The organism is Micromonospora sp. NBC_01740 (assembly GCF_035920365.1).
Classification (GTDB): Bacteria; Actinomycetota; Actinomycetes; order Mycobacteriales; family Micromonosporaceae; genus Micromonospora; species Micromonospora reichwaldensis.
This window is the reverse complement of sequence record NZ_CP109150.1, coordinates 4,107,373-4,129,902: the sequence shown is the minus strand read 5'-3', so window position 1 is coordinate 4,129,902 and position 22,530 is coordinate 4,107,373. Positions and strand designations below refer to the sequence as shown.

17 protein-coding genes are annotated in these 22,530 nt (G+C 72.0%); 10 read left to right on the top strand and 7 right to left on the bottom strand.

Annotation, left to right across the window (positions count from 1 at the left end; all coding sequences use genetic code 11):
• Positions 1–28: 28 nt before the first annotated feature.
• Positions 29–2,014 carry a hypothetical protein gene (locus tag OG989_RS19140; RefSeq protein WP_327027876.1) on the bottom strand — a complete coding sequence of 662 codons (1,986 nt, stop codon included), beginning with the start codon at positions 2,012–2,014 and terminating at the stop codon, positions 29–31.
• A gap of 188 nt (positions 2,015–2,202) precedes the next feature.
• Here OG989_RS19140 and OG989_RS19135 point away from each other — a divergent pair, with 188 nt between their 5' ends.
• A complete protein-coding gene (locus tag OG989_RS19135) occupies positions 2,203–5,256 on the top strand; it encodes an alpha-mannosidase (RefSeq protein ID WP_327027875.1) in 3,054 nt (1,017 codons plus the stop codon).
• Between the two features lie 71 nt (positions 5,257–5,327).
• Here the strand turns inward: OG989_RS19135 and OG989_RS19130 are convergent, their stop codons facing one another.
• Positions 5,328–7,826 (bottom strand): hypothetical protein, encoded by a 2,499-nt coding sequence (locus OG989_RS19130; RefSeq protein ID WP_327027874.1) that lies wholly within the window; start codon positions 7,824–7,826, stop codon positions 5,328–5,330.
• Positions 7,827–8,051: 225 nt separating this feature from the next.
• On the opposite strand from OG989_RS19130, the gene OG989_RS19125 reads away from it, so the two are divergent.
• From OG989_RS19125 to OG989_RS19105, 5 genes are all read left to right on the top strand, one after another.
• On the top strand, positions 8,052–9,416 hold the full coding sequence (locus OG989_RS19125; RefSeq protein WP_151452543.1) for an ABC transporter substrate-binding protein: 1,365 nt from the start codon (positions 8,052–8,054) through the stop codon (positions 9,414–9,416).
• A gap of 128 nt (positions 9,417–9,544) precedes the next feature.
• Entirely contained in the window at positions 9,545–10,516 is a 972-nt protein-coding gene (locus OG989_RS19120; RefSeq protein WP_151452542.1) for a carbohydrate ABC transporter permease, read from the top strand.
• A complete protein-coding gene (locus OG989_RS19115) occupies positions 10,513–11,460 on the top strand; it encodes a carbohydrate ABC transporter permease (protein ID WP_327027871.1) in 948 nt (315 codons plus the stop codon). Before OG989_RS19120 ends, OG989_RS19115 begins: the two co-directional genes overlap by 4 nt.
• 431 nt (positions 11,461–11,891) lie before the next feature.
• Positions 11,892–12,134 carry a hypothetical protein gene (locus OG989_RS31960; protein WP_442791874.1) on the top strand — a complete coding sequence of 81 codons (243 nt, stop codon included), beginning with the start codon at positions 11,892–11,894 and terminating at the stop codon, positions 12,132–12,134.
• Between the two features lie 226 nt (positions 12,135–12,360).
• Complete coding sequence (locus OG989_RS19105) at positions 12,361–13,059, top strand: alpha/beta fold hydrolase (protein ID WP_327027870.1); 699 nt, start codon at positions 12,361–12,363, stop codon at positions 13,057–13,059.
• Between the two features lie 108 nt (positions 13,060–13,167).
• Here the strand turns inward: OG989_RS19105 and OG989_RS19100 are convergent, their stop codons facing one another.
• Positions 13,168–13,950: a hypothetical protein gene (locus OG989_RS19100; protein WP_327027868.1), complete on the bottom strand. Its 783-nt coding sequence runs from the start codon at positions 13,948–13,950 to the stop codon at positions 13,168–13,170.
• A gap of 158 nt (positions 13,951–14,108) precedes the next feature.
• On the opposite strand from OG989_RS19100, the gene OG989_RS19095 reads away from it, so the two are divergent.
• Positions 14,109–14,663, top strand: coding sequence for a hypothetical protein (locus tag OG989_RS19095; protein WP_327027866.1), 555 nt, complete (start codon positions 14,109–14,111; stop codon positions 14,661–14,663).
• A 718-nt stretch (positions 14,664–15,381) separates the two neighbouring features.
• Here the strand turns inward: OG989_RS19095 and OG989_RS19090 are convergent.
• The 3 genes from OG989_RS19090 to OG989_RS19080 are packed head-to-tail and all read right to left on the bottom strand — an operon-like array spanning position 15,382 to position 17,473.
• Complete coding sequence (locus tag OG989_RS19090) at positions 15,382–16,125, bottom strand: class I SAM-dependent methyltransferase (RefSeq protein ID WP_442791873.1); 744 nt, start codon at positions 16,123–16,125, stop codon at positions 15,382–15,384.
• Positions 16,122–16,802, bottom strand: a complete 681-nt coding sequence (locus OG989_RS19085; RefSeq protein WP_151452537.1) for a TIGR04282 family arsenosugar biosynthesis glycosyltransferase — start codon at positions 16,800–16,802, stop codon at positions 16,122–16,124. Before OG989_RS19085 ends, OG989_RS19090 begins: the two co-directional genes overlap by 4 nt.
• Entirely contained in the window at positions 16,799–17,473 is a 675-nt protein-coding gene (locus OG989_RS19080; RefSeq protein ID WP_151452536.1) for a glycosyltransferase family 2 protein, read from the bottom strand. The genes OG989_RS19085 and OG989_RS19080 overlap by 4 nt, the downstream gene beginning before the upstream one ends.
• A gap of 145 nt (positions 17,474–17,618) precedes the next feature.
• Between OG989_RS19080 and OG989_RS19075 the strand changes: the two genes are divergently transcribed.
• Positions 17,619–19,034 carry a hypothetical protein gene (locus tag OG989_RS19075; RefSeq protein ID WP_327027865.1) on the top strand — a complete coding sequence of 472 codons (1,416 nt, stop codon included), beginning with the start codon at positions 17,619–17,621 and terminating at the stop codon, positions 19,032–19,034.
• A 17-nt stretch (positions 19,035–19,051) separates the two neighbouring features.
• On the opposite strand, the gene OG989_RS19070 is transcribed toward OG989_RS19075, so the two are convergent.
• Complete coding sequence (locus OG989_RS19070) at positions 19,052–20,113, bottom strand: NAD-dependent epimerase/dehydratase family protein (protein ID WP_327027864.1); 1,062 nt, start codon at positions 20,111–20,113, stop codon at positions 19,052–19,054.
• A gap of 299 nt (positions 20,114–20,412) precedes the next feature.
• Here OG989_RS19070 and OG989_RS19065 point away from each other — a divergent pair, with 299 nt between their 5' ends.
• Positions 20,413–21,798 (top strand): molybdopterin-dependent oxidoreductase, encoded by a 1,386-nt coding sequence (locus tag OG989_RS19065; protein ID WP_425857807.1) that lies wholly within the window; start codon positions 20,413–20,415, stop codon positions 21,796–21,798.
• Complete coding sequence (locus OG989_RS19060; protein ID WP_327027863.1) at positions 21,791–22,294, top strand: hypothetical protein; 504 nt, start codon at positions 21,791–21,793, stop codon at positions 22,292–22,294. The genes OG989_RS19065 and OG989_RS19060 overlap by 8 nt, the downstream gene beginning before the upstream one ends.
• Positions 22,295–22,530: the final 236 nt, after the last annotated feature.

Sequence of the window (22,530 nt, the reverse complement as noted above, 5' to 3'; positions counted from 1 at the left end):
TCCCCCGCGCTCCGCGTCCGGGCCGGGGTCAGCGGGGCGGGACCAGGAGGGTGGGGTCGGCCAGTGCCTGCTCGCAGCCGAGCAGCAGCACCCCCACGCTCCACGCGTGCGACAGCGTCAGCAGCATGCCCTTCGGCTGGAAGCAGGCGGTCTGGTAGTACCGCTCGCTCACCATCCCCCGGTACGCGTTGAAGTCGCCGTCGAAGCGCGCGACGAACTGGCGGAAGCAGGCCAGCGCCTCGCGCGCACGCTCGACGTAGTGCGGGTCGCCGCAGGCGGCGGAGAGTTCCGCGAACTCGGCCGTGCAGATCAGCCCGTACGCGTGCAGGTGCTGGTTGGAGGGCGAGGCGTTGTCGGCCCCCCGGGTCGCGAAGCGGTAGGTGTGCAGCAGGGTGCCGGCCGGGAACGTGGTGTTGTACGTGTACCGGAAGGTCAGCGTCCAGTCGGCGGCGCGGCGGGCGAGGTCCAGCCAGCGCCGCTCGCCGGTGCGGCGGTGCAGCGCCAGGTACGCCATCACGGCGACGTAGCCGTCCTCCGAGGTGGGGGCCAGGTCCACGTCCTCCGGCGCGCCGTGCAGGAACTCGCTCTCGACGAACGGCGCGTAGTACTCCCCGGCCCGGACGGCGGCGGCCAGGTACCCGCCCCCGGCGCCGTCCGGTCCGTCCCAGCGGGCGGCCTCGGCCAGCGCGCCCACCCAGGCCAGTCCCGCGCAGCCGGCCCAGGAGAGCACCTCACCGGTCAGCGCGTGGTGGGTCGAGCCGAGGTTGCCGTCCGGCCGCTGCCGGGCGACGACCGCGTCAAGGTTGGACCGGACCGCGTGGACCCACGCCGGCCGCGAGCCCTCCGGGTCGCCGTCGAGCTCCAGGGCCCGGACGAGGAACTGCGTCGCCTCGGCGAGGGTGCGCGAGTGCAGCGTGTGCGGCACCGGTGACCAGCTCTGCGACCAGCCCCGGTGGCGGTACCAGACGCCCCAGAAGGTGCCGGACGGAGACAGCTCGGCGCAGCAGAAGTCGATGACCCGTTCCGCGGCCGCGACGTCGGCCGTCGCGCCGACCCGCCGTCCGTGGGCCAGCAGGGCGTACGCCCACGGGATGCCGCTGACCCAGCCCACGTGCATGGCCTGCCGGTCCACGGGCAGCCCGTCCTGGCCGCTGATGCCCCGGTCGAACGCGACGGTCTCCAGCAGGACGCCGGGCTCGGCGTAGTGCCACCGGCGCAACCCCTCGGCGGCCAGCACGGCGGCCTGCGTGACGTCGACCCAGGGCCGCAGCGGGGCGTCGGCGGCCTGGCGGGCGTGCTCCTCGCGCAGCACGGCCGCGTAGCCGTGCCGGTCCCGGTCCAGCGCGTAGACGGCGAGGTCCAGTTCCACCCGCTCGCCCGGGTGCCAGGCGTACGTGCTGACCTCGGCCGGCCCTGGTGCCGCGGATCCGTCGTAGCTGACCGGCGCCTCCCGGAACGGAAACGTCAGGTGCAGGTGTCCGCGGCCGCGCCCGGCGTCGTGCCCGAACCCCAGCCCGGTCATGCCGAGGGCGGTGGTCTCGTCGGCGACCAGGGCGACGCCGCCCTCCCCGGCCCAGCCGAACACCGCCGGGGTGGCCGCCCGGTCGGCCCGGAACTCCCAGTGGTCGCTCACCATGCCGGCGTGGTCGGTGCCGTCGACCGCGAACCGGGGATACACCCGCAGGCAGTCCGCCGGCCGGTTCTCCCCGTAGAACGCGCCGGGCAGCAGCCACCACGGCGGGTCGGGGTCGGCGGCGAGGTCGACCCGGTACCGGATTCCCGCGTCCACCACCGCGTCGCCCCGGTACTCGACGGTCAGCCGGACGTCGCGCCGCCCGGTGGCCGACGGCGGCGCCCAGTCGAGGGTGGCCGTGAACGGCCCGTCGGCGGCCGGTTCGGTCCGACCGTCGGCCCAGACGACGTCGACCGTTCCGGGCGCCGAGCCGACCGTCTGACCGGCCGCGTTGCGCAGTGGCGTGGGGGCTGCGACCGCAGCGGGCAGGGAGCCGGTCACCGTGACGTGCACATCCTTCGCACTCTGGGATCGATACCACTATCGAGCCGCCAAGATAGCGGAAGTACCCCTACAGGGCCAGGTATCGGCCGGACAGAACGCATTGACACAAGCAAAAAGCGTGTGGTTGCGTCTGTGGATTCGTTCCCACAAGCGGCCCGGCCGCTCACTCCCCCGGGAGCTTCCCGATGCATCGCTCTCTGTCCAACCTGACCCAACGGATCGACCGGGTTCTGCTCGAACGCTTGATCCCCGCGATCCACCGCGACGTCGAACCCGTGACCGTCGAGGCGGCCCACCTGCCCGGCGAGCCGGTGCCCGCCGACGTCGGGCTGGCGCTGCCCTACGCGCCGTTCGCCGTGGGCCAGTTCTGGGGTCCCGCCTGGAGCACCACCTGGTTCCGGTTCACCGGCGAGGTGCCCGAGCGGATGCGCGGCGGGCGGGTCGAACTGATCGTCGATCTCGGCTTCGAACGGGCCGGGCCCGGCTTCCGCTCGGAGGGCCTCGCGTACACGGCGGACGGCACTCCGATCAAGGGCATCGAGCCGCGCACGGCGTACGTTCCGGTGGCGCGGGAGGCGGGCGGCGGCGAGCGCGTCGAGGTGTACGTCGAGGCCGCGGCGAACCCGCGCTTCGACGGCACCGTCACGCAGCTCGGGGACCGGGAGACCGCCCCCGACACGCCGCTCTACCGGCTCGACCGGGCGGAACTGGCGCTGCGGGACGAGGAGGTGTACGCGCTCGTCCTGGACGTGCAGGTGCTGCACCAGCTCGCCCTGGAGCTGGCCGTGACCGACCCGCGGCACCACGAGATCCGTCGCGCCCTGGAGCTGATGCTCGACGAGCTGGACCTCGGCGACCTCACCGGCAGCGCGCCCGCCGCCCGCAAGCGGCTGGCCGGCGTCCTCGCCTCCCCGGCGGCGCCGAGCGCCCACCGGGTCACCGCCGTCGGCCACGCGCACATCGACTCGGCCTGGCTCTGGCCGGTACGCGAGACGATCCGCAAGTGCTCGCGCACCTTCTCGAACGTCGTGGCGCTCGCCGACGAGTACCCCGAACTCGTCTTCGCCTGCTCCTCCGCCCAGCAGTACGCCTGGCTGCGCGAGCACCACCCGCAGGTGTACCGCCGCGTGGCGGAGAAGGTGGCCAGCGGGCAGTTCCTGCCGGTCGGCGGCATGTGGGTGGAGTCCGACACCAACATGCCGGGCGGCGAGGCCCTGGTGCGCCAGTTCACCCAGGGCAAGCGGTTCTTCGCCGCCGAGTTCGGCATCGAACCACGCGAGGTCTGGCTGCCGGACTCGTTCGGCTACTCCGGGTCCCTGCCGCAGCTCGCCCGCCTCGCCGGCTTCCGCTGGTTCCTCAGCCAGAAGATGTCCTGGAACCAGACCAACCGCTTCCCGCACCACACCTTCTGGTGGGAGGGCATCGACGGGAGCCGGGTCTTCACCCACTTCCCGCCGGCCGAGACGTACAGCTCGGAGCTGAGCGGGCGCGAGCTGGCGTTCGGGGTGGCCAACTTCACCGAGCACGGGCGCTCCACCGTGTCGCTGCTGCCGTTCGGCTACGGCAACGGCGGCGGCGGGCCCACCCGGGAGATGCTGGAGATCGCCCGCCGGGTCGCCGACCTCGAAGGCTCGCCCCGGCTGGCCATCCGCACCCCGGCCGAGTTCTTCGCCGAGGCGGAGCACGAGTATCCGGACGCGCCCGTGTGGAACGGCGAGATGTACCTCGAATACCACCGGGGCACGTACACCAGCCAGTCGGCGATGAAGCGCGGCAACCGGCACACCGAGCACCTGCTGCGCGAGGCCGAGCTGTGGTGCGCCACCGCCGCGTCGCGGACCGGCCACGAGTACCCGTACGACGAGCTGGACGCCGTCTGGCAGGAGACCCTGCTGCTCCAGTTCCACGACATCCTGCCGGGCAGCTCGATCGCCTGGGTGCACCGCGAGGCCCGGCAGACGTACGCGAGACTGGCCGACCGGCTGGAGACGCTGATCGACGCGGCGCTCGCGGCGCTCACCGGCCCGGGGTCGGTGCCGCTGGTCGCCAACGCCGCGCCGCACACGCGGCCCGGCGTGCCGGCGCTCGGAATCGCGACGACCCCCGCGGACGGCACCGGGCCCGACGCCGGCGCCTCGGCGGTGTCGGTGCGGACGGGCCCGGACGGCACCGTGCTGGACAACGGCCTGCTCCGGGTGCGCATCGCCACCGACGGGACCGTCGCGGCCATCCGCGACCTGGTGGCCGACCGGGAGGTGCTGCCGGCCGGCACCTCGGCCAACGTCCTGCAACTGCACCCGGACCTGCCGAACAAGTTCGACGCCTGGGACGTCGACGAGTTCTACCGCAACCGGCGCCACGACCTCACCGAGGTCACCGAGCTGACGGTGCAGGCCGACGATCCCCGGTGCGTGCGCGTCCGGATCAGCCGCAACGACCGGAACTCCGCGTACGTGCAGACGGTGTCCCTCGCCGCCGGGGAGCGCGTGCTGCGGTTCGAGACCGAGGTGGACTGGCACGAGCGGGAGACCTTCCTCAAGGTGGCCTTCCCCGTCGACGTCCAGGCCACCCACTCCAGCTCGGAGATCCAGTTCGGCCACCTCCAGCGGCCCACCCACACCAACACCTCGTGGGACGCGGCGCGCTTCGAGATCTGCGCGCACCGGTGGCTGCACGTCGGCGAACCGGGATACGGCGTGGCGCTGGTCAACGACGGCACGTACGGCCACGACGTGACGCGCCGGCCGCCCGGCGACGCGCAGGGCGCGCAGCCGACCACCGTACGGCTGTCCCTGCTCCGCGGCCCCCGCTACCCCGACCCGGACACCGACCGGGGCGCGCACCGCTTCGGCTACGCGCTGGTCTGCGGGGCGGAGATCGAGGACGCGGTACGCGAGGGCTACCGGGCCAACCTGCCGGTCCGCCGCCGTACCGGTGGGCACCCGGTGGACCCGCTGATCGAGGTCAGCGACCCGGCCGTCGTGGTGGAGGCGGTGAAGCTGGCCGACGACCGCTCCGGCGACGTGATCGTCCGGCTGTACGAGTCGCTCGGCGGACGCGCCCGTGTCCGCCTGCGCGCCTCGTTCGCCCTCGCCGGGGCCCGGGTGGTCGACCTGCTGGAGCGGGCGGACGAATCGGTCGCCGCGCTGGCCCCGGTCACGGTCGAGGGCGACGCCGTCGACCTCGCCCTGACGCCGTTCCAGGTGGTGACGCTCCGGCTGACGCCGGCGCGGGCCTGAGCGAGCGTGGTGACACCCGGGCGTGATCTTCGCTGAGTCCGTAAGCGAAGACCACGCCCGGGTCGCCGGGGTCAGGACGGCGGGTCGGCGCGGCGCAGCGTCACGTCGGCGATCCCGTGGCCGGCGACGGTAACCGGACCGCCGCCGGTCACCCCCGGGCCGGCCCACTCGACGGTGGCCGCCACCGGTTCGGCGCCGATGTTGCGCAGCCGTACCCGCACCGCCTGATCGCCGGCCGGCCGGACCTCGGCGAGCAGGCGGTCCGCCGGTTCCACCCGGAGCCCGCTGCCGCCCGTCACGCCGACCGGCCCCGCGTACCGCCGCGCCTGCAACGGTTCCAGCAGGTTCCGGCCGTACACCCGGACCTGCTCGCGGGTCACCGGGCCGGAGCGCGCGGCGAACCGGTAGCGGTACCGCCGGGTGCCGTCCTGGCTCGCCTGGAAGTTGGTGAAGTGCAGGTTGTTCATCAGCCAGCTGTTCACCTGTCCACCGGCCACCGCGAGGGTCCGCGCCCACCGCCCGGTGTGGAAGCCGCCCACCTGCACGAGCGGCGCGTCGAAGCTGCCCCACAGGATGCCGTGGTCACGGTTGGTCACACCGACCGCGTGCTGGACCGAATGCCAGTCCCTGCTGGTGTCCGGGAGCTGTTCCGTCCCGGCCGCGTACACCGCGCCGGCGGTCTCCAGCAGGAACTCCGGGTCGGGCACCGCGAACGGGAACGCCACGAAGATGCTCTCCGGTTCCAGCCGCGCGGGCTTGACCAGGTGCACGTCGAGGTCCACGACGTCGGCGTCGCGATAGAGCGTGAGCGCCACGGTGGCCGCCGGGAGATCCGCCGGGGTGACCCGCCACGTGATGGTGGCCAGCTCGGCCGACTCGGTGATCGCCGGTTCGTCCTCGCCCCGGGCGACCAGCCGCTCGAAGTCCGGTCCCGGGAAGTCCGGATGGAAGTCCTTGGGCGAGCGCACCACCATCGGATGGTCGCAGCCGGTGGGGATCCTCTCGACCACCACCGCGCCCAGCCCGTGCGGCACGGCGGGGTCCACCAGCTCCCGGCCGTCGCGCCGGTCGACCAGGGACACCACGCCGCCGCGCGCCGGATCGACCACCACCCGGTACGGCCCCTTGGCGATCTCCCGGCCGGTCCGCGCCGTCGACGCTCCGGGCGTCGGCAGCAGTGCCACACCGAAGGCCGGCGCCCGGGCGACCAGCCGCGCCCGGCGGGTGGTGTCCAGCTCGACCTCGACGGGCTCGGTCCGGTCCCGCTCGGTCGGGTTGACCACGAGGATCCCGCCGCCCGCGGCCGGCACGGGCGCCGCGCCGGCCGGGTCCGTGCCGCTCGCCGCGAGCCGGAACATCCCCTCGACGGCCAGGTCACGCGCGAGGTCGTACGCCTGGTACGCGAATCCGGCCTTGGCGTTCCAGTGCGAGTGGCTGAAGGTGGAGTGCGGCTTGGAGTACGTCTCCCAGGAGCCCCAGGTGTGCTCGCCGAACAGCAGCAGGTCCTCGTCCACCCTGGCCAGGTCGGCGACCACCTCGTGTGCGTCGCGCAGCCGGGTCGGCCCGCGCCGGTAGCCGAGCACGTGGGCGAGCGCCGGTTCGCCGTCCCCCCGGAGCAGGGTCAGCCCGAGACTCGTCTGGGCCGCCCGGGCGAACGACCGGGCCTCCCGGTAGACGGCCACCTCCCGGGCCGTGGGCCCGTGGCCGTGCGACCACCAGTCCGACCACTCGCCGCGGACGACCGGCACGTCCGCCCGGCTGGCCTGCGGCTCCAGCAGGTCGAGGGCCTCGTCGATGGTCGCCGTGCGCATCGGCGGGTTGCCCGGCACGGTGTTCCAGTGCCGCACCACGTCGAGGAACAGCGGCGTCGGCCAGCGGTTGTCGTTCGCCGCGTGGACCACCGCGACGTCGTACGGGTAGTCCGGGCGCGCCGCCAGCCGCTCGACGAAGGCCGCGATGTGGCGTTGGGCGGCGACCACGTCACCGTCGACGATCCCCCACTGCTCGCCGAAGCCGTAGTGCGTGGAGAGCCAGACGAACACCCGCTGGCCGCTGGTCCCCTCCCACCAGAACCCGGTCGGCTGCTCGTACGGCGCCCGGCCGTGGTCGGGGTTGAGCGCCATCACGAGCCGGGACATCCCCGCCCGGCGCATCGCCTCGACGGTGCCCCAGGCGATCCCGTTGACGTCACCGTGCTGCTGGGTACGCACCGGCAGTCCGGCGGCCCGGAACACCTGGAGCGCGTCGTACGCCGCCCCGAACTCCGCATCGGACGGCAGCTGGGTCATGTTGAGGTAGCCACCCGTCACGGCGACCCGGCCCTCGTGCACGAGCCGTCGCAGCTGCGCCGCCCCGGCTTCGCCGGTCTCGGCGAGGTGGCGCAGCACCGGCCGGGCCACCTCGAACGTCCAGCGGAACTGGGCCGGGCCGGGTTCCGGGTCCGCCTCGCAGAGCCGCAGCACCTCGGCGACGACGCGCCGGTGCTGGTCGTCCAGCAGGCGCGGGCTGTTGGTGTAGCCCACGTCGTGGTGGGTATGTCCGATGAGCAGGATCTGGCTGATGGTCGACACTCAGGCCCCCGATTGTGGCATCGTTGTCACACCGGATCCAACTCCACATCGGCCCTCCTGGCAACCCCAGTTTGCCTCTGACCTGGGCCGACACTAAATGGAAATATTCCCCACTTGTGTCCGGTGTCACGTTCGGCTACGGTCCCGCCTGGTACGGATTCCATGCTGACTTCAGCCTCTTGAGGGCCGGTCCCGCCGGCCCCGCACGCCGTCGAAGGGACCCAGATGAGGAAAAGGCGAGCTGCCTTCATAGCCGCAGGCGTCGCCGCCGCACTCGTCGCGACTGCCGCCTGTGGATCGTCCGAAGGCGACAGCGGCGGCGAGGCCGCGAACTTCGACGCCAAGCCCACCGGGACCTTGAGCGCCTGGGGGTTCAACAACGCCGACGACGTCGGCAAGGCCCGGATCGAGTACGCGGCCAAGCAGCTCGACGGCGTCAAGATCGAGATGGACCAGACCGGCTTCGACGCGCAGAAGTTCACCACCCGCCAGGCCAGCGGCAACGTCCCCGACGTGGTGCAGATGGACCGTGAGCTGGTCCTCACCTACGCCGCCCAGGGCCTCATCCAGCCGCTCGACAAGTGCCTGGAGGTCAACAAGGTCACCAAGGACCGCTGGTACCCGGCGGTGGCCAACGACGTCACGTACAAGGGTCAGATGTGGGCGGTGCCGCAGTTCTACCAGCCGGCGGCGATCATCCTGAACAAGAAGGCCATGGACGCGGCGGGCGTGCAGGACGCCGACATCGACACGTCGAACCCCGACAAGCTGCTCACCGCCGTCGCGAAGATGTACAAGGCCAACGGCGGCGTGCCGACGACGCTCGGGTTCAACCCGCAGGCGACCGGCCAGATCAACCTCTGGCTCGTCGGCATGGGCGGCAAGCTCGCCGACGCCGACGGCAAGCCCGCCCTGGACGACCCGAACAACGTCGCCGCGCTCGAACTGCTCAAGAAGATCGTGGACGCGCAGGGCGGGTTCGCCAAGTACAAGAGCTTCACCGACTCGTTCGACATGTTCGGCGAGAAGAACCAGTTCGTCCAGAACCAGGTCGGGGCGGAGGTGGACGCCCAGTGGTACCCCAACGTCCTCTCGCCGTACAAGGACAAGATCAAGCTGGGCGCCGTGCCGTTCAAGGGCAAGGACGGCAACCCGGTCACCCAGGCCGGGGGCACCTCGTTCGTGATCCCCGCCCAGGCAAAGAACCCCTCGGCCGCCTGCAAGTGGGCGCTCGCGCTGACCGAGGAGGGCTCCTGGAACGCCGCCGCCGAGGCTCGGGCCAAGACGGTGGAGGAGAAGAAGTCCATCAACACCGGCCTGTTCACCGGGTCGCCGGTGTCCGACAAGGCCATCCGGGAGAAGTACGTCAAGCCCAGCGGTGACGCCGGCTTCGACCAGGTGATCAGCACGTACTACGAGGTCGCGGACGCCGGCAAGAGCGTGGGAGCCTCGCCGGCCGGCCAGCAGATCAAGCAGGAACTGCTGAACGCCGTCACCGCGGCGCTGCTCGGCAGCAAGCCCGCCCAGCAGGCGCTCGCCGACGCCCAGACGGCGTCGATGAACGCGTACAAGACCGTTACCGGCGGCTGACCGCCAGCAACGTACCTCGTGGGCGTGGCGGGTCCTCGCATGGCGCGGGAGCCCGCCACGCCGCATTGTGGAGATCTTGCGATCCACCCCGGGAATCTCCGGCACCCGGCACACCATGGAGGCGTTGGATGACAAGTACCACCGTCGCACCCTCCGGCGACGGCACTCGCGACAGCAGCAGGAAACGGCCGGGCCGGGGAAGGAAGTACAACCGCCGGGAGGCGCTGGCCGGCTACCTCTTCATCTCGCCGTGGATCATCGGCTTCCTCGTCTTCACCGCCGGATCGATGATCTACAGCCTGGTCATCTCGTTCAGCAAGTACAACCTGGCGACCAACGTCATCCGGCCGACCGGGACCAGCAACTACGAGGCGCTGCTGGAGAACCCGAAGGTCGCCAAGTCGCTGGCGAACACCCTGTTCTACGCCGTGCTGGCCGTACCCCTGGAGATCTGCTTCGCGCTGCTGCTGGCGGTGCTGCTCAACCGGGTGGGCCGCGGCGCCGGGTTCTTCCGCACGGTCTACTACCTGCCGAAGATGACCCCGGCGGTGGCCACGGCGTCGATCTTCTTCCTGCTGCTGAACGGCAACACCGGCGCCATCAACCAGGGCCTGCGCTTCATCGGCATCGAGGGCCCGCAGTGGCTGGTGGACCCGACGTGGGTCAAGCCGTCGATCGTGCTCATGGCCCTCTGGACGGTCAGCGGCACGATGGTCATCTTCCTGGCCGCGCTCAAGAACGTGCCGCGTGACCTGTACGAGGTCGCCTCGCTCGACGGGGCGGGCCCCGTCCGCCAGTTCTTCTCCATCACCCTGCCGATGATCTCCGGGGCGCTGTTCTTCAACGTCATCATCCTGACCATCGCGGCGTTCCAGATCTTCGACCAGGCTTACCTGCTGTTCTGGCGGGACCAGAACAACCCGGCGCCGGAGGCGTCGCTGTTCTACGCGGTCTACCTGTTCCAGGAGGCGTTCCGGCAGTTCAACTTCGGCTTCGCGGCGGCGATGGCCTGGCTGCTCTTCGTCATCCTGATGATCCTGACCTTCATCCAGGTCAAGGTCGGCAACCGCTTCGTGTACTACGAGGGAGAGCGGTCGTGACGACAATCGGCCCCAGCACGGCACCCACCGCAGCCCCCGTCCTGGCCCAGGCCGTGGACGCCGCGCCCTCCGGAGGGATACGGGAGCCCGGGCGCCGGCCGACGAGATGGACCGTCGGGCGGGTACTGCTCACCCTCCTGCTCGTCGGCTTCGCCGCGTTGTTCCTGTATCCCCTGGTCTGGCTGATCGCGGCCAGCCTCAAGCCGGCCAGCCAGGTGTTCGACAACTCGTTGATCCCGAAGACCTGGCGGTGGGACAACTACGTCCAGGTCTGGAGCGAGCTGCCGCTGCTGCACTGGGTGTTCAACAGCGTGTCGATCGCACTGCTCGCCGCGATAACGGTCGCCATCTCCAGCTCGATGGTGGCCTTCGGGTTCGCGTACTTCCGCTTCCCCGGCCGCAACCTGCTGTTCGGGCTGGTCCTGGGCACGATGATGCTGCCCGGCGCGGTCACGATGATCCCGATGTACCTGATCTGGAAGGAGACGGGTCTCCTCGGCACCTGGGTGCCGCTGTTCGGCGCCAACCTGTTCGGCTCGGCGTTCTACATCTTCCTGCAACGGCAGTTCTACCTGAGCCTGCCCCGGGAGCTGTTCGAGGCGGCCCGCATCGACGGGTCCAACTACTGGCAGCTGTTCTGGAAGATCGCCATGCCGCTGTCCATCCCGTCGTTCGTCATCGTCTTCCTGTTCGAGTTCCAGGCGGCGTGGAACAACTTCCAGGGCGCGCTGATCTATCTCAACGGGGAGTCGATGGAGGACTTCACCGCTCCCCTCGGCATCGCGTACGCCATGACGAAGTACAGCCCCACCGCCGGCGGGCAGGGCGACTACCAGTACGTAATGGTCGCCTCGCTGCTCGTCACGCTGCCCATGCTGCTGCTGTTCAGCTTCGGCCAGCGGTACTTCATCGAAGGCGTCGCTACCCAGGGCCGTAAGGGCTGACCTCCGAAACGCGGCTTTGGGCTCGGCGTGAAACCGGGCCCAAAGCCGCGCCTCCCCGCCGGGGTTAGATCGCCGCGAGCCGCTGAAGCAGAAGAAGCCCGAGGCGGCCCAGATCCTGGCGTGCCTTCGCGGCGTCTTGCTCCGCCGCAGCAGTCGATCACCGATGCGGGAACGGCGCTCAGCGCCGACTTGCAGGCTCGCCGGTCCCCAGCTACGCGCCGTCTAGACTTGCCCGGTTGCGGGCCGCCGCGCGCCACCACGACGAACCGCTGGTCGCCGAGGCGGCGGATCGCCTGTCGGACGTACGCCTCCTCGCGTGGATGCCCGATCGAGAGGCTTCATCGACCTCGTGACGGTCGACGCTGCGATGCCATCGCCAAGAGGCGGACTTGGGACGTCAGGATGGGCCTCAAGCCGATACGGTCGGCGAAATGACCTTTGTGGACGCCAGCGAGGGACTGCCCACGCTCGGCAAGCTCGAACTGCTCGACGTGCGGCAAGTCTGGAAGCACGAGGCGCACACCTTCACGCCGTGGTTGCTGGCGAACGCGGACGCGCTCGGCGAACTGCTCGGCATGGACCTGATGCTGTCGTCAGCCGAGCACCCCGCTTCGAGGCGCCGCCACCTGGATCGGCGGTGGTTGCGGTGGCTGCGGATGCGATCGGCCAGGTGACTCAAGGGCCGGCTGGACAACGAGATCGTGGAGGGGTAGGACAGCACAGGCGAGACTCCCGGTCGGGGCATCGGGTTTTGGTCGATTTGCTGTCTTACCTGGAGCCTCGCCTACATCGATCTACGGCCCCCGTGTACCAGCCTGACCAGCAACATCAGGTTGAAAAAGGGCTCAGTGATGCTCAGGGGTACATGAGCGGAAGCTGTCGTTGGTAGCGTTCGCGGACATGGAGTCGCGGTTGATTCACACAGGCGCCGCGGCGTTGCACGTGGGCGTGACGGGCCACGGCCCTGACGTCGTCGTCCTGAGCGGTGGTCCCGGTTGTGTGCAGTATTTGGAGCGAGACGAAATCGCGCCTCGTAGCCACCGTGCCTGGTACCCCGAACCGCGTGGCGTTGGTCGCTCGGGCGGCGGCCCGCACACCATGGAACAGGCAATCACCGATCTTGAAGGCATCCGTGAAGCGGTCGGTGTAACCACCTGGACCGTGGTGGGACATTCCTGGGGTTGTGATCTCGCCGTACGCTATGCGGTTGAATGTCCGGAGGCGGTGGCCGCGGTGGTCGGAATCGCTGGTAGGGGCTTCCAGCGTGACCGCACGTGGTCCGAGGCGTACAAAGCCGGTAAGGCCACAGAGGCCGTTGTCGACATCGACTGGGTGCCCGAGGTACATACGGCTCTCAGCGATTCGTTCACCGACTGGATCCATCGACCTCATCTATGGAGCGGACTCGCCGCCTGCGACGTACCGATGCATCTCATCGCCGCCGGCGACGACATCCGCCCGCCATGGCCCCTGGCGCAGATCGCCGCACTCGTTCCACGTGGGAGGTTCTCCACCGTGCCTGGCGTACCGCATGACTTCTGGTTCACCCACCCCGAGGTGTGGACCCAGACCATCACGAACGCTTGCGCCGCTTCGTGACGTCCACCCTTCTGCACGCTCACATCGGCATGGTCAAGTGGGCGCAGTGCGGCTGATCCTGATGCCTGGCGTGCCCCACCACCCGCGCGTGCGGTCTGACCGGCGCGCTCAGATGCTGTGTGCTGCGGCGTAGAGCACGTACCACAGCGCCGCGCTCAGGGCACCGCTGGGAACGGCTGCGGTAAGCAGAACATGCCAGGTGCGCCAGAGGCGGTGCGCCGTGGCCAGCCCGGCCAGGACGACGATCGGAAGCACGATCTTGATGAGTTCCCCGATCACCACGCCTCGGAAGAACTCTGCTTGGTACGGATCGGACACGGTCAACAGTTGCCAGGGCGGTGCCAACATCACGGCCTGCCAGCCTTCGCCGGAGAGAAGACCGCATACCGCCCCTGCGGCCAGTGCCGAGGTCGAGGCTTTGCCGACCCGCACGATATGGCCGAGCTTGCCGAGAATCGGTCCCGCGATGAGGGAGCCGGCCAGCCATAGCGCCGTCATGATGGCAACCGAGCGCAGCCCCAGCAGGTCGGCCGACGTGCCGTCCTCCAGGGTCCCCCCACTCCATCGGCGGCTCACCACCAATACAAGCAGGTAATAGAGCAGCGTGGCCAGCACCAGCAGCGCAGTTGCACCGCCAACCGCTCGTTTCGCCGTGGCAGCCGAACGGCCGGCCAGGAACGCCGCCAAGCCCCAGGCGAAGCCGCTGCTGGTCAACGTCCTCAGGATCTGACCTGCAACGCCCGCGACGGAGTCCGCCACGAACGCGAGCAGGCCGAGCGCGACGGCGGCAGTTGCGACCGCCGATGCATGGGTACGACGGGATCCCCCAACAGCAACGCCGGTTACGCCGACCTCCACCGAAGGGGCGCCGACCCTATCAAGATCCGGCATTGCCGCGGATCCTCCCGGAACCGGAGATAAAGCACCCTCATCCAGGCTACTTGTTCGTTCGATGGTGTGTGCCTCCCGCCCTCGGGCGGCCGGCGCATCTCAGGAGCTCGCCGGAGGTGATGCTGCGGGAAGGCAACCTGCGTGGGTACGGTCATCGGGTGGCGTACGACGCCTTGGCCGAGAGCATGCGGCTGATCGCCGATGGGCTGCCGGATCAACCGGTGCGGCTGAGCCGTCGCCGTCGGTTCGCGCCGGTCGCGGTCGACGTGGACGGGGACGTCGCCGCCACGCGCTTCCTGCGCCGCGGCACCGGCTGTTTCTGGGACGAGATCCACCTACTGGTCCAGAACGGCAACGGTGGCTGGCGGAGGCTGGGCGGCGGCGGGTCATCGCGCGGCTACGAGGACCGCACCGCAGAGTCGTTCGAACGGGCCCGGGACGACCTCGCGTCGCACCAGGTGTTGGTGAACGGCGGCACCGCCGTCTGGCGCGACTCCGACCGTCTACTGCCCTGGACTGAGCGCTGGGTGCGCGCCGCGGCGGTGCTTGTCGGCGGTGGGATCGCACAGCTCGTCGTCGGTGGCCGCCGCCTGCCCATCCGATATCACGGTCACCTGGTCGTGGTCTGGGGCTCCCCCCGGCCGCCCTCGGTGACCGCGCGCGACGCCGCCGGCCGCACGGTCGTCACGGCAACTCTTCCGGATGATCGGTAGGGAAACGGGCACGGTTCCGGAATGCGCACCCTGGGCACGAGCGTGCTGCGGGAACGTCACTCGAGCTGTTTGAGCGCGTCAAGGATGAGTTGCGCGTCCGGGAAGGCCGGGTTCGGGCCGTTGAGCAGGTGTCCCCGGTGGGGTATGCGCAGGTCGAAGAACGCGAGCGGTACGCCTGCTGGATCCGCACCGCCCGGGCCGCGTCGAGGGTGCCGATCCAGCCGGCGAGGTCTTCGTCGCTCATCCCGATGGTCCTCGCCAGTTGCGGGATCAGCCACTGGTGTCGCAGTACGACGAGTGGGCCGCGCCATCAGCCTACGACGCGGATTTCGGCCGTGGGTCAGCCCCCATGCCGGCTCAGGGGACCCCTGAGCCGGCGTGTCGTCCGGTACCTGAACCGCATCGTTGCGGCGGTCATCGGCGAGCGAGGCGATGACGTACCGGACGCGCCCGGCTGGCTCGGGACCGTTTCCGGCGCGCAGTGCCGGTCAGCCCCACCAGGTGAGCATGAGTCGCATTGGCTGCTGCCGGGACCAGTAGAAGACGTAGGGGTACCGAGTGCCGGTGAACCTGTTCGGCAGGGCCACGGCATCCCCGCAGCTGGGGTCGAGTCCGGCGGCGTCGGTGCCGGAATCGTGACCAGCGATGCCTGTCGGCTACAACGTGCGGGGCATTCTCGGCAGCGGTGGGGCCACGGTTGCCGTCGGCTCCCGCGCCGTCACCCGGCGGCGAGTTCGGCGAACCAGCGCCGGCCCGCCGTGAACATGTCCCGAACCATCAGCCCGGACGCTCCGGCGGCGACGTGCACGGCGACGGTGTCCAGTCGCGCCCACCGGAACGTCCCGCTGCGCCGCAGTTCGCCGTCGGGTGAGCGGGACCCCACCCGGGCGTACCCGCACCAGAGGCCGGGGCCGGGAGGTTCGAGTTCGACGACGACGGTCCCTCGGGCATGGACCAACTCCCGGCACCGGGCGAGCAGCGCGACCGGATCGCCGCCGATGCCGATGTTGCCGTCCATCAGCAGGACGTGAGCCCACCGTCCCTCGGCGGGCAGGGGCGTGAAGACGTCCCGGCGGACGGCGACCGCCCCACGTGCCCGGGTGAGCCGTACCGCGCGCGCGGAGACGTCGACGCCGACCGCGGCGTGCCCGGCCCGGCTGAGCGCGAGGGTGAGCCGGCCGGGTCCGCAGCCGACGTCCAGCGCCGGACCGGCGCACCGGGCGACGACGTCCGCCAGCGCCGGCTCGGCCGGGCCCTGCCAACGGTGCACAGGCAGCGGATCGCACCGGCCGTCGCTGTGCTCGAGCCAGTGCCCGCCGGGCCGCGCCGCGAGGGCGGCGGCGAAGACGTCGCCGCCGGTTGCGGCGCCCTCGTCCCGGCGGTCGCCCGGCCCGTCGGCCGAACCGGTACCTGCTTCCAGGTCGCACGGCCCAGCCGCCTGCCCGGCAGCGCGCACCGTCACGGGTGGCCGCCGGGAACAAGGGTGCGGCGGAGTGCCGCGACCTGGCGGGAGAACCGGCTTCCCGTGGCCTCGGCGGCCACCGCCAGGGCGTCCGTCCAGACGTCGACGTCGCGCAGCACGGGCAGGGGCGCGACCCGCAGCCCTCGCCCGATGAGCGCCGCCCAGGTGTGTCGCGCGGTCTCCGGGGTGGACATCGGCACGTCGCGGAGGGCAACGGCGTGCCGGGGGTCGTGAAGCCCGAGCGCCCACCAACCGCCGTCGACGGCGCGGCCGAGAACCGCGTCGGTCGACGCGAGCCGGCGGATCGCGGCGCGCAGCCGCGCCGGGGTCAGCTGCGGGGTGTCCATGCCGACCTGCACCACCTCATGCCCCGGAAAGGACTCCGCGACGTCCGCGTACGCGTTGGCGAGCCGCTCGCCGAGCCCGCCGCCCCGCTGCGGCAGGACGGACCAGCCGACCAGGGCGGCCGAAAGCTCGTCGCCGGCCTCGGCATCCTCGATGCGTCCCGACAACGCCAGCACGGCCGTCACGCCGGGCGTCGCGCGCGCGGCGTCGATGGTGTCCAGCAGGGCAGCGGCGGCGAGCCGCGCCGCCTGCCCCGGGGTGGCCGGTGGGCCGAGCCGGGTCTTCACCGCGCCCGGCACCGGCGCCTTGGCCATCACCAGCAGCACAGTCATCGCGACCGTCCCACGCCGCGCAGCACCCCGGCGAAGTCGCGGGTGGCGCGCAGGGTCCCGCGGACCGAGCCGGACACCTTGGAGCGGGTGCCGGCGGCCCGCGGGGCGTAGCTGACGTCCAGCTCGTGGATCCGCCAGCCGGCGGCGGCGGCCCGGATCAACAGTTCGAGCGGGTAGCCGAAGGCCCGGTCGGTGACGCCGAGCGCGAGCAGCGCGTCGCGGCGGGCCACCCGGATCGGGCTGAGGTCGCGCAGCGGCACGCCCCGCTGCCGCAGCAACGCCGCGATCAGGGCGGTACCGGCGCGGGCGTGCCACGGCCACACCCCGGCGGCGACCGGCCGCCGCCGCCCCACGGTCAGGTCGGCGGCGCCGTCGGCCACCAGGGCGACCAGGGCGGGCAGTTCGGTGGGGTCGAAGGAGCCGTCGGCATCCAGCACACACACCAGGTCCGCCTCGGCCGCCTCCAGCCCGGTGTGCACGGCGGCACCGTAGCCGCGGCGCGGCTCGTGCACCACCCGGGCTCCGTACCGGGCGGCCACCTCGGGCGAGCCGTCCCGGGAGCCGTTGTCCACCACGATCGCCCGGTATCCGGGCGGCAGCGCGGTGAGCACACCCGGCAGGGCCCCGGCCTCGTCCAGGCACGGCAGCACCACGTCGATCAGCGTCGGCATACCGTCGACGCTAGGACGCCGCCCGGGTCCAGGTAGGCGGATCGGGCCATACTCGTTTTTTGGCACCCAGTCGGTCGTTAACGGACAGTTACCTTCGGCTGTTCGGCTGACACCTGGCGGCCTCAGGCCGTACCGTCCGGTCGACATGGGAACGACCACCGCGCCGCCGGACACCCCCGGTCGGACGTCAACCCGCCGGCGGCACCTCGACCTGGCCGTGCTGGGCGTCGAGGTGGCCCTGGTCGCCGTCGCCACGACGGTCGGCGCGGTCCTCAATGCCCGCGGTGTGGGTCTGCACGCGGACGCCGCCCCGCTGTACGCCACCTGGCAACCGCACGCCGGCTGGGGCACACCCGCGGCCGTGCTGGTGGCGGCCGGCGTGATCGGTCTGGGCGTGCGCTGGGCCCGGACCGCCCGCTGGGTCCCGCTGCTCGGCGCGGCCTGGCTCGCGTCGACGGCGTGGACGCTGTCGCTGGCGCTGGTGGACGGCTGGTCGGCCGGGCTCACCGAGCGGCTCACCCCGCAGGCGGAGTACCTGCACGAGGTGCCCGGGACCACCGACATCCCGGCGATGCTGGCCGGCTTCACCGGCCGGATCCTCGACTTCCAGCCCGACTCGTGGTCCACCCACACCGCAGGTCACCCGCCCGGGGCGCTGCTGGTCTTCGTCGGACTGGACCGGATCGGGCTGGGCGGCGGCACCGCCGCCGCGCTGGCGTGCGTACTGGTCGGCGCGACCGTCACCGTCTCGGTGCCGGTGGCGCTGCGGGCGCTCGGCGCCAGCGGGGCCGCCCACGCCGTCCTGCCGTTCCTGGTGCTGCTGCCGGGCGCGGTCTGGGTGGGCGCCTCCGCAGACGGCATCTTCGCCGGCGTGGTCGCCGCCGGTCTGGCCCTGCTGGCGGTACGCGGTCGGGTGGCGCCCGCCGTCGGCGGGCTGCTGCTGGGCTTCGCGCTGCACCTGTCGTACGGCTTCGTCCTGGTCGGCCTGCTGGCGTTGGCCGTGCTGGTCCTGCGGCCGGCGGACCGGATCGCCGCGCTGTGCGCCGGCCTCGCGGGCGTCGCGGCGGTGGTGGCCGCGTTCGGGCTCGCCGGCTTCTGGTGGTGGGACGGCTATCAGCGGGTGGTGGAACGTTACTACCAGGGCTGGGCGGCCGACCGCCCGTACGGCTACTGGGTGTGGGCGAACCTGGCGGCGCTGGTGCTCTCCGCCGGCCCGGTGCTCGGGCCTGCGCTGTGCCGCGCGGTGGCGGCCGCTGTCGCGGCGGCACGGTCCGTGCCGACCGTTCCGCGCGGGCCGGCCCGCCGCCGGTTCGCCGTGCCGGCCGTGGCCGGACGGGTCGGCGGGCCCACGGTGCTGCTGCCGGTGGCCGCGGCAGTGGTGGTGCTCGCGGCAGACGTGTCCGGGCTGAGCAAGGCGGAAGTGGAACGGATCTGGCTGCCATTCGTCGGCTGGCTGCTGATCGCCGCCGCCCACCTGCCCCCGGCCACGCGCCGTTGGTGGCTGGCCGGGCAGGCCGCGACCACGCTCGCGGTCAGCCACCTGGTCTGGACGGTCTCCTGAAGCGCACTGGCGATCGCTCAGGCCGGCAGCGCCGCCGGCTCACGCAGCGGATCGGTCGCGAAGGCCGCGACCCCCTGGGCGAACGTGACCCGCGCGGTGTAGCCGAGCAACTCGGCCGCCCGGGCGGGGTCGGCGACCACGTGCCGCACGTCGGCCGACCGGGCGCCGCCGACGACCAGCGGCGCCGGCCCGCCCATCGCCGTGGCGAGGGTGGCAGCAAGCTCGCCGACGGTACGCGGCTCACCGGAACAGATGTTGACCGGCACCAAATCCCCCGGCGGGGGTGTGCCCAGCGCGAGCAGATTGGCCCGCGCCACGTCGGTGACGTGCACGAAGTCCCGGCGCTGCCGGCCGTCCTCCAGCAACCTGGGCGGCCGGCCGTCGGCCAACGCGGAGCGGAAGATCGAGGCCACCCCGGCGTACGGGGTGTCGCGGGGCATCCGGGGACCGTAGACGTTGTGGTAGCGCAACGCCCACACACCACCACCGGTCTGCCGCGCCCAGGCACCGGCCAGGTGCTCCTGGGCCAGTTTGCTGGCGGCGTACGTGCTGCGTGGTTCCAGCGGGGCGTCCTCCGGGACCAGCATCGGGGTGAGGACGGCGGCGCAGCGCGGGCACGTCGGGTCGTACCGGCCGGCTGCCAGGTCGGCGGGACGGCGGGCGGCGGGACGGACGACCCCGTGCCGGGCGCACTCGTAGCGCCCCTCTCCGTAGACGACCATCGAGCTGGCCAGCACCAGGTGGGTCACGCCGGCCCGGTGCATGGCGGCGAGCAGCACCGCCGTGCCGTAGTCGTTGTGACTGGCGTACGCCGGAGCGTCCGACGGGTCCAGCCCGTGGCCGACCATCGCCGCCTGGTGGCAGACCGCGTCGACCCCGCGAAGGAGCCGGTCGAGCAGCTCGGGGTCGCGGACGTCACCGACAACGGGATGGTGCCGCCGGGACCATTCGGGCAGTTCTCCCCCGTGTGCCTGGGGCAACAGCGCGTCCAGCGCCACCACCTCGTGCCCCTCGGCGGCGAGCAGGTCGACGACCTGCGACCCGATGAAGCCGGCGGCGCCGGTGACCAGTACCCGCATGCCGGTCAGCGTAGGTCGGCGGACGGCGGTGGCGGGTCAGGTCACGGCGGACGTAAGAAGCTTGAAACATCACCCCACCCGGAGTAACCCCGGGGTTCATGAACTGCCGGAATCCCGCAACCGCACCCCTGCGCCCCGCACCGCCTCTACCCTGCGGTCAGTGGGCCCGCGCGGGTGTCACCGGCGCCGCGGCCCGCCATGCCTGGCGCGGGCGGCTCCGCCGACCTGACGTCTTCCCGCGGCTTCCAGAGGGACCGCGGCCGGGAGGAGATCCCGTCGACAGCCGTTGAGGAGGATCGGTGGGCACCGACAGCACCGCCCCCGACAGGAACCCTTCCGGCCGGCCGACGCGGGCCGGGACCGCACCGCGTCCGGCGCCCGGCTTCCCCCGGCGGTGGTGGCGCTTCCTGGCAGCGCATCCCCCGCCCGGCGTCGCAAGGATCGCCGGCCGGTGGCGCAGTCCGCTGCGCGGCCCCTGGCTCACCGCCGTCTTCGGGATGGTCCTGCTCGCCACGCTGCCGCTGGTGATCATCACCGGGTTGCTCGACTACCTCGCCTACGGCCCGCAGTTCGGCCAGGCGTTGCCTCGCGACGTCGGGTGGCTGCGGCTGCCGCAGTTCGACTGGCCGACCCGCCCGCCCTGGCTGTTCCGCCTCACCCAGGGGCTGCACGTGACGCTCGGGATCGTGCTGATCCCGGTGGTGCTGGCGAAACTCTGGTCGGTGATCCCGAAGCTGTTCGACTGGCCGCCGGCCCGCTCGGTGGCGCAGGTGTTGGAGCGGCTGTCCCTGCTCCTGCTGGTCGGCGGCATCCTGTTCCAGATCGCCACGGGGCTGCTGGACATCCAGTACGCCTACCTGTTCGGGTTCGACTTCTACACCGCCCACTACTTCGGCGCCTGGGTGTTCACCGCCGCCCTGGTCGCGCACGTGGCGCTCAAGCTGCCCCGGATGCTCTCCGCGCTGCGGTCGGGCCCCCCGCGCGCCGTGCTGACCGCCCCGCGCGCCGCCACCCGACCCGAGCCGCCGGACCCGGACGGCCTGGTGGCCAGCCACCCCGGGCCGGCTACCGTCAGCCGACGCGGGGCCCTCGCCCTGGTCGGCGGCCTGTCCCTGCTGCTGGGGGCGCTCACCGTCGGGCAGAGCCTCGACGGGGTGTGGCGGCGTACCGCTCTGCTGCTGCCCCGGGGCCGGCAGCCGGGCGAGGGACCGAACGGTTTCCCGGTCAACCGCACCGCCGCCGCGGCCGGCGTCGAGGCCGCCGACACCGGGCCGGGCTGGCGGGTGACGCTACGCGCCGGCGAGCGGGTGGTCGCCCTCGACCGCGCCGCGTTGCTCGCCATGGCCCAGCACACCGCCCGGCTGCCGATCGCCTGCGTCGAGGGGTGGTCGACGTTGCAGACCTGGACCGGCGTACGGCTGAGCGACCTCGCCGCCCTCGTCGGGGCGGGCACACCCGACTCCGCCCACGTCCGCTCCCTGGAGAAGGCGGGACTCTTCAACCAGGCGACCCTGCAGGCCAACCAGGTGCTCGACCCCGACTCCCTGCTCGCCCTGGGCGTCAACGGCGCCGACCTCTCCCTCGACCACGGCTACCCGGCCCGGATCATCGTGCCTGCCCTGCCCGGTGTGCACTGCACGAAGTGGGTCGGCGAGATCGAGTTCCGGACGCGTACCGATGGCTGAGGTGCGGGCCCGGTTCCGGGCCGCGTACGGCGCCGGTGCGCGGCACCTGCTCCTGCTCGCCGGTTGCTTCGCCGTCACCGGATGGGTGGTCCTCCGGGTCGCCGGCGAGCCGGGGTCCGGTCCTCTGCTCCTCTGGTTCGTAAGCGCGGTGATCGCCCACGACCTGGTCCTGTTCCCGGTCTACGCGCTGGCCGACCGAGGCCTGCGGAGCCGGTCGGCGATGCCGGCGTCCGGGCCGTCGCTGCTGAACCACCTCCGTGTGCCGGCCCTGGCCGCCGGGCTGTTGTTCCTCGTCTACCTCCCCGGCATCCTCAGGCAGGGCCGGGAGACCTATGCCGCCGCGACCGGTCAGGACCAGCAGCCCTTCCTGGCCCGCTGGCTGCTGCTCAGCGCCACCCTGTTCCTGGCCAGCGGCATCCTCTACGCGCTCCGGCGGGCGGCGCGGTCGCGTGCCGCGCCGGGAAGCGGGGAGCGGCCACTGCCCGTCGCCGATTGATCGGCGTGGCCTGTGGCTCGACGGAATCACGCTGCCCTGAGCAGAATCGCTCGCCTTCCGCGTCGTGCCGCCGGAAGCTGGCGGCATGGCAACGGGTTTCGGCGGCGAGGTGGCCACCTACTACGCGAGACACCGGCGTGGATACCCGCCGGAGGTGCTCGACGCCGTCGTCGGGCGCTACTTGCCGCACTGCGCCTACCCGATGACACGACCACCGTCGAAGCCTGCAGCCTGGA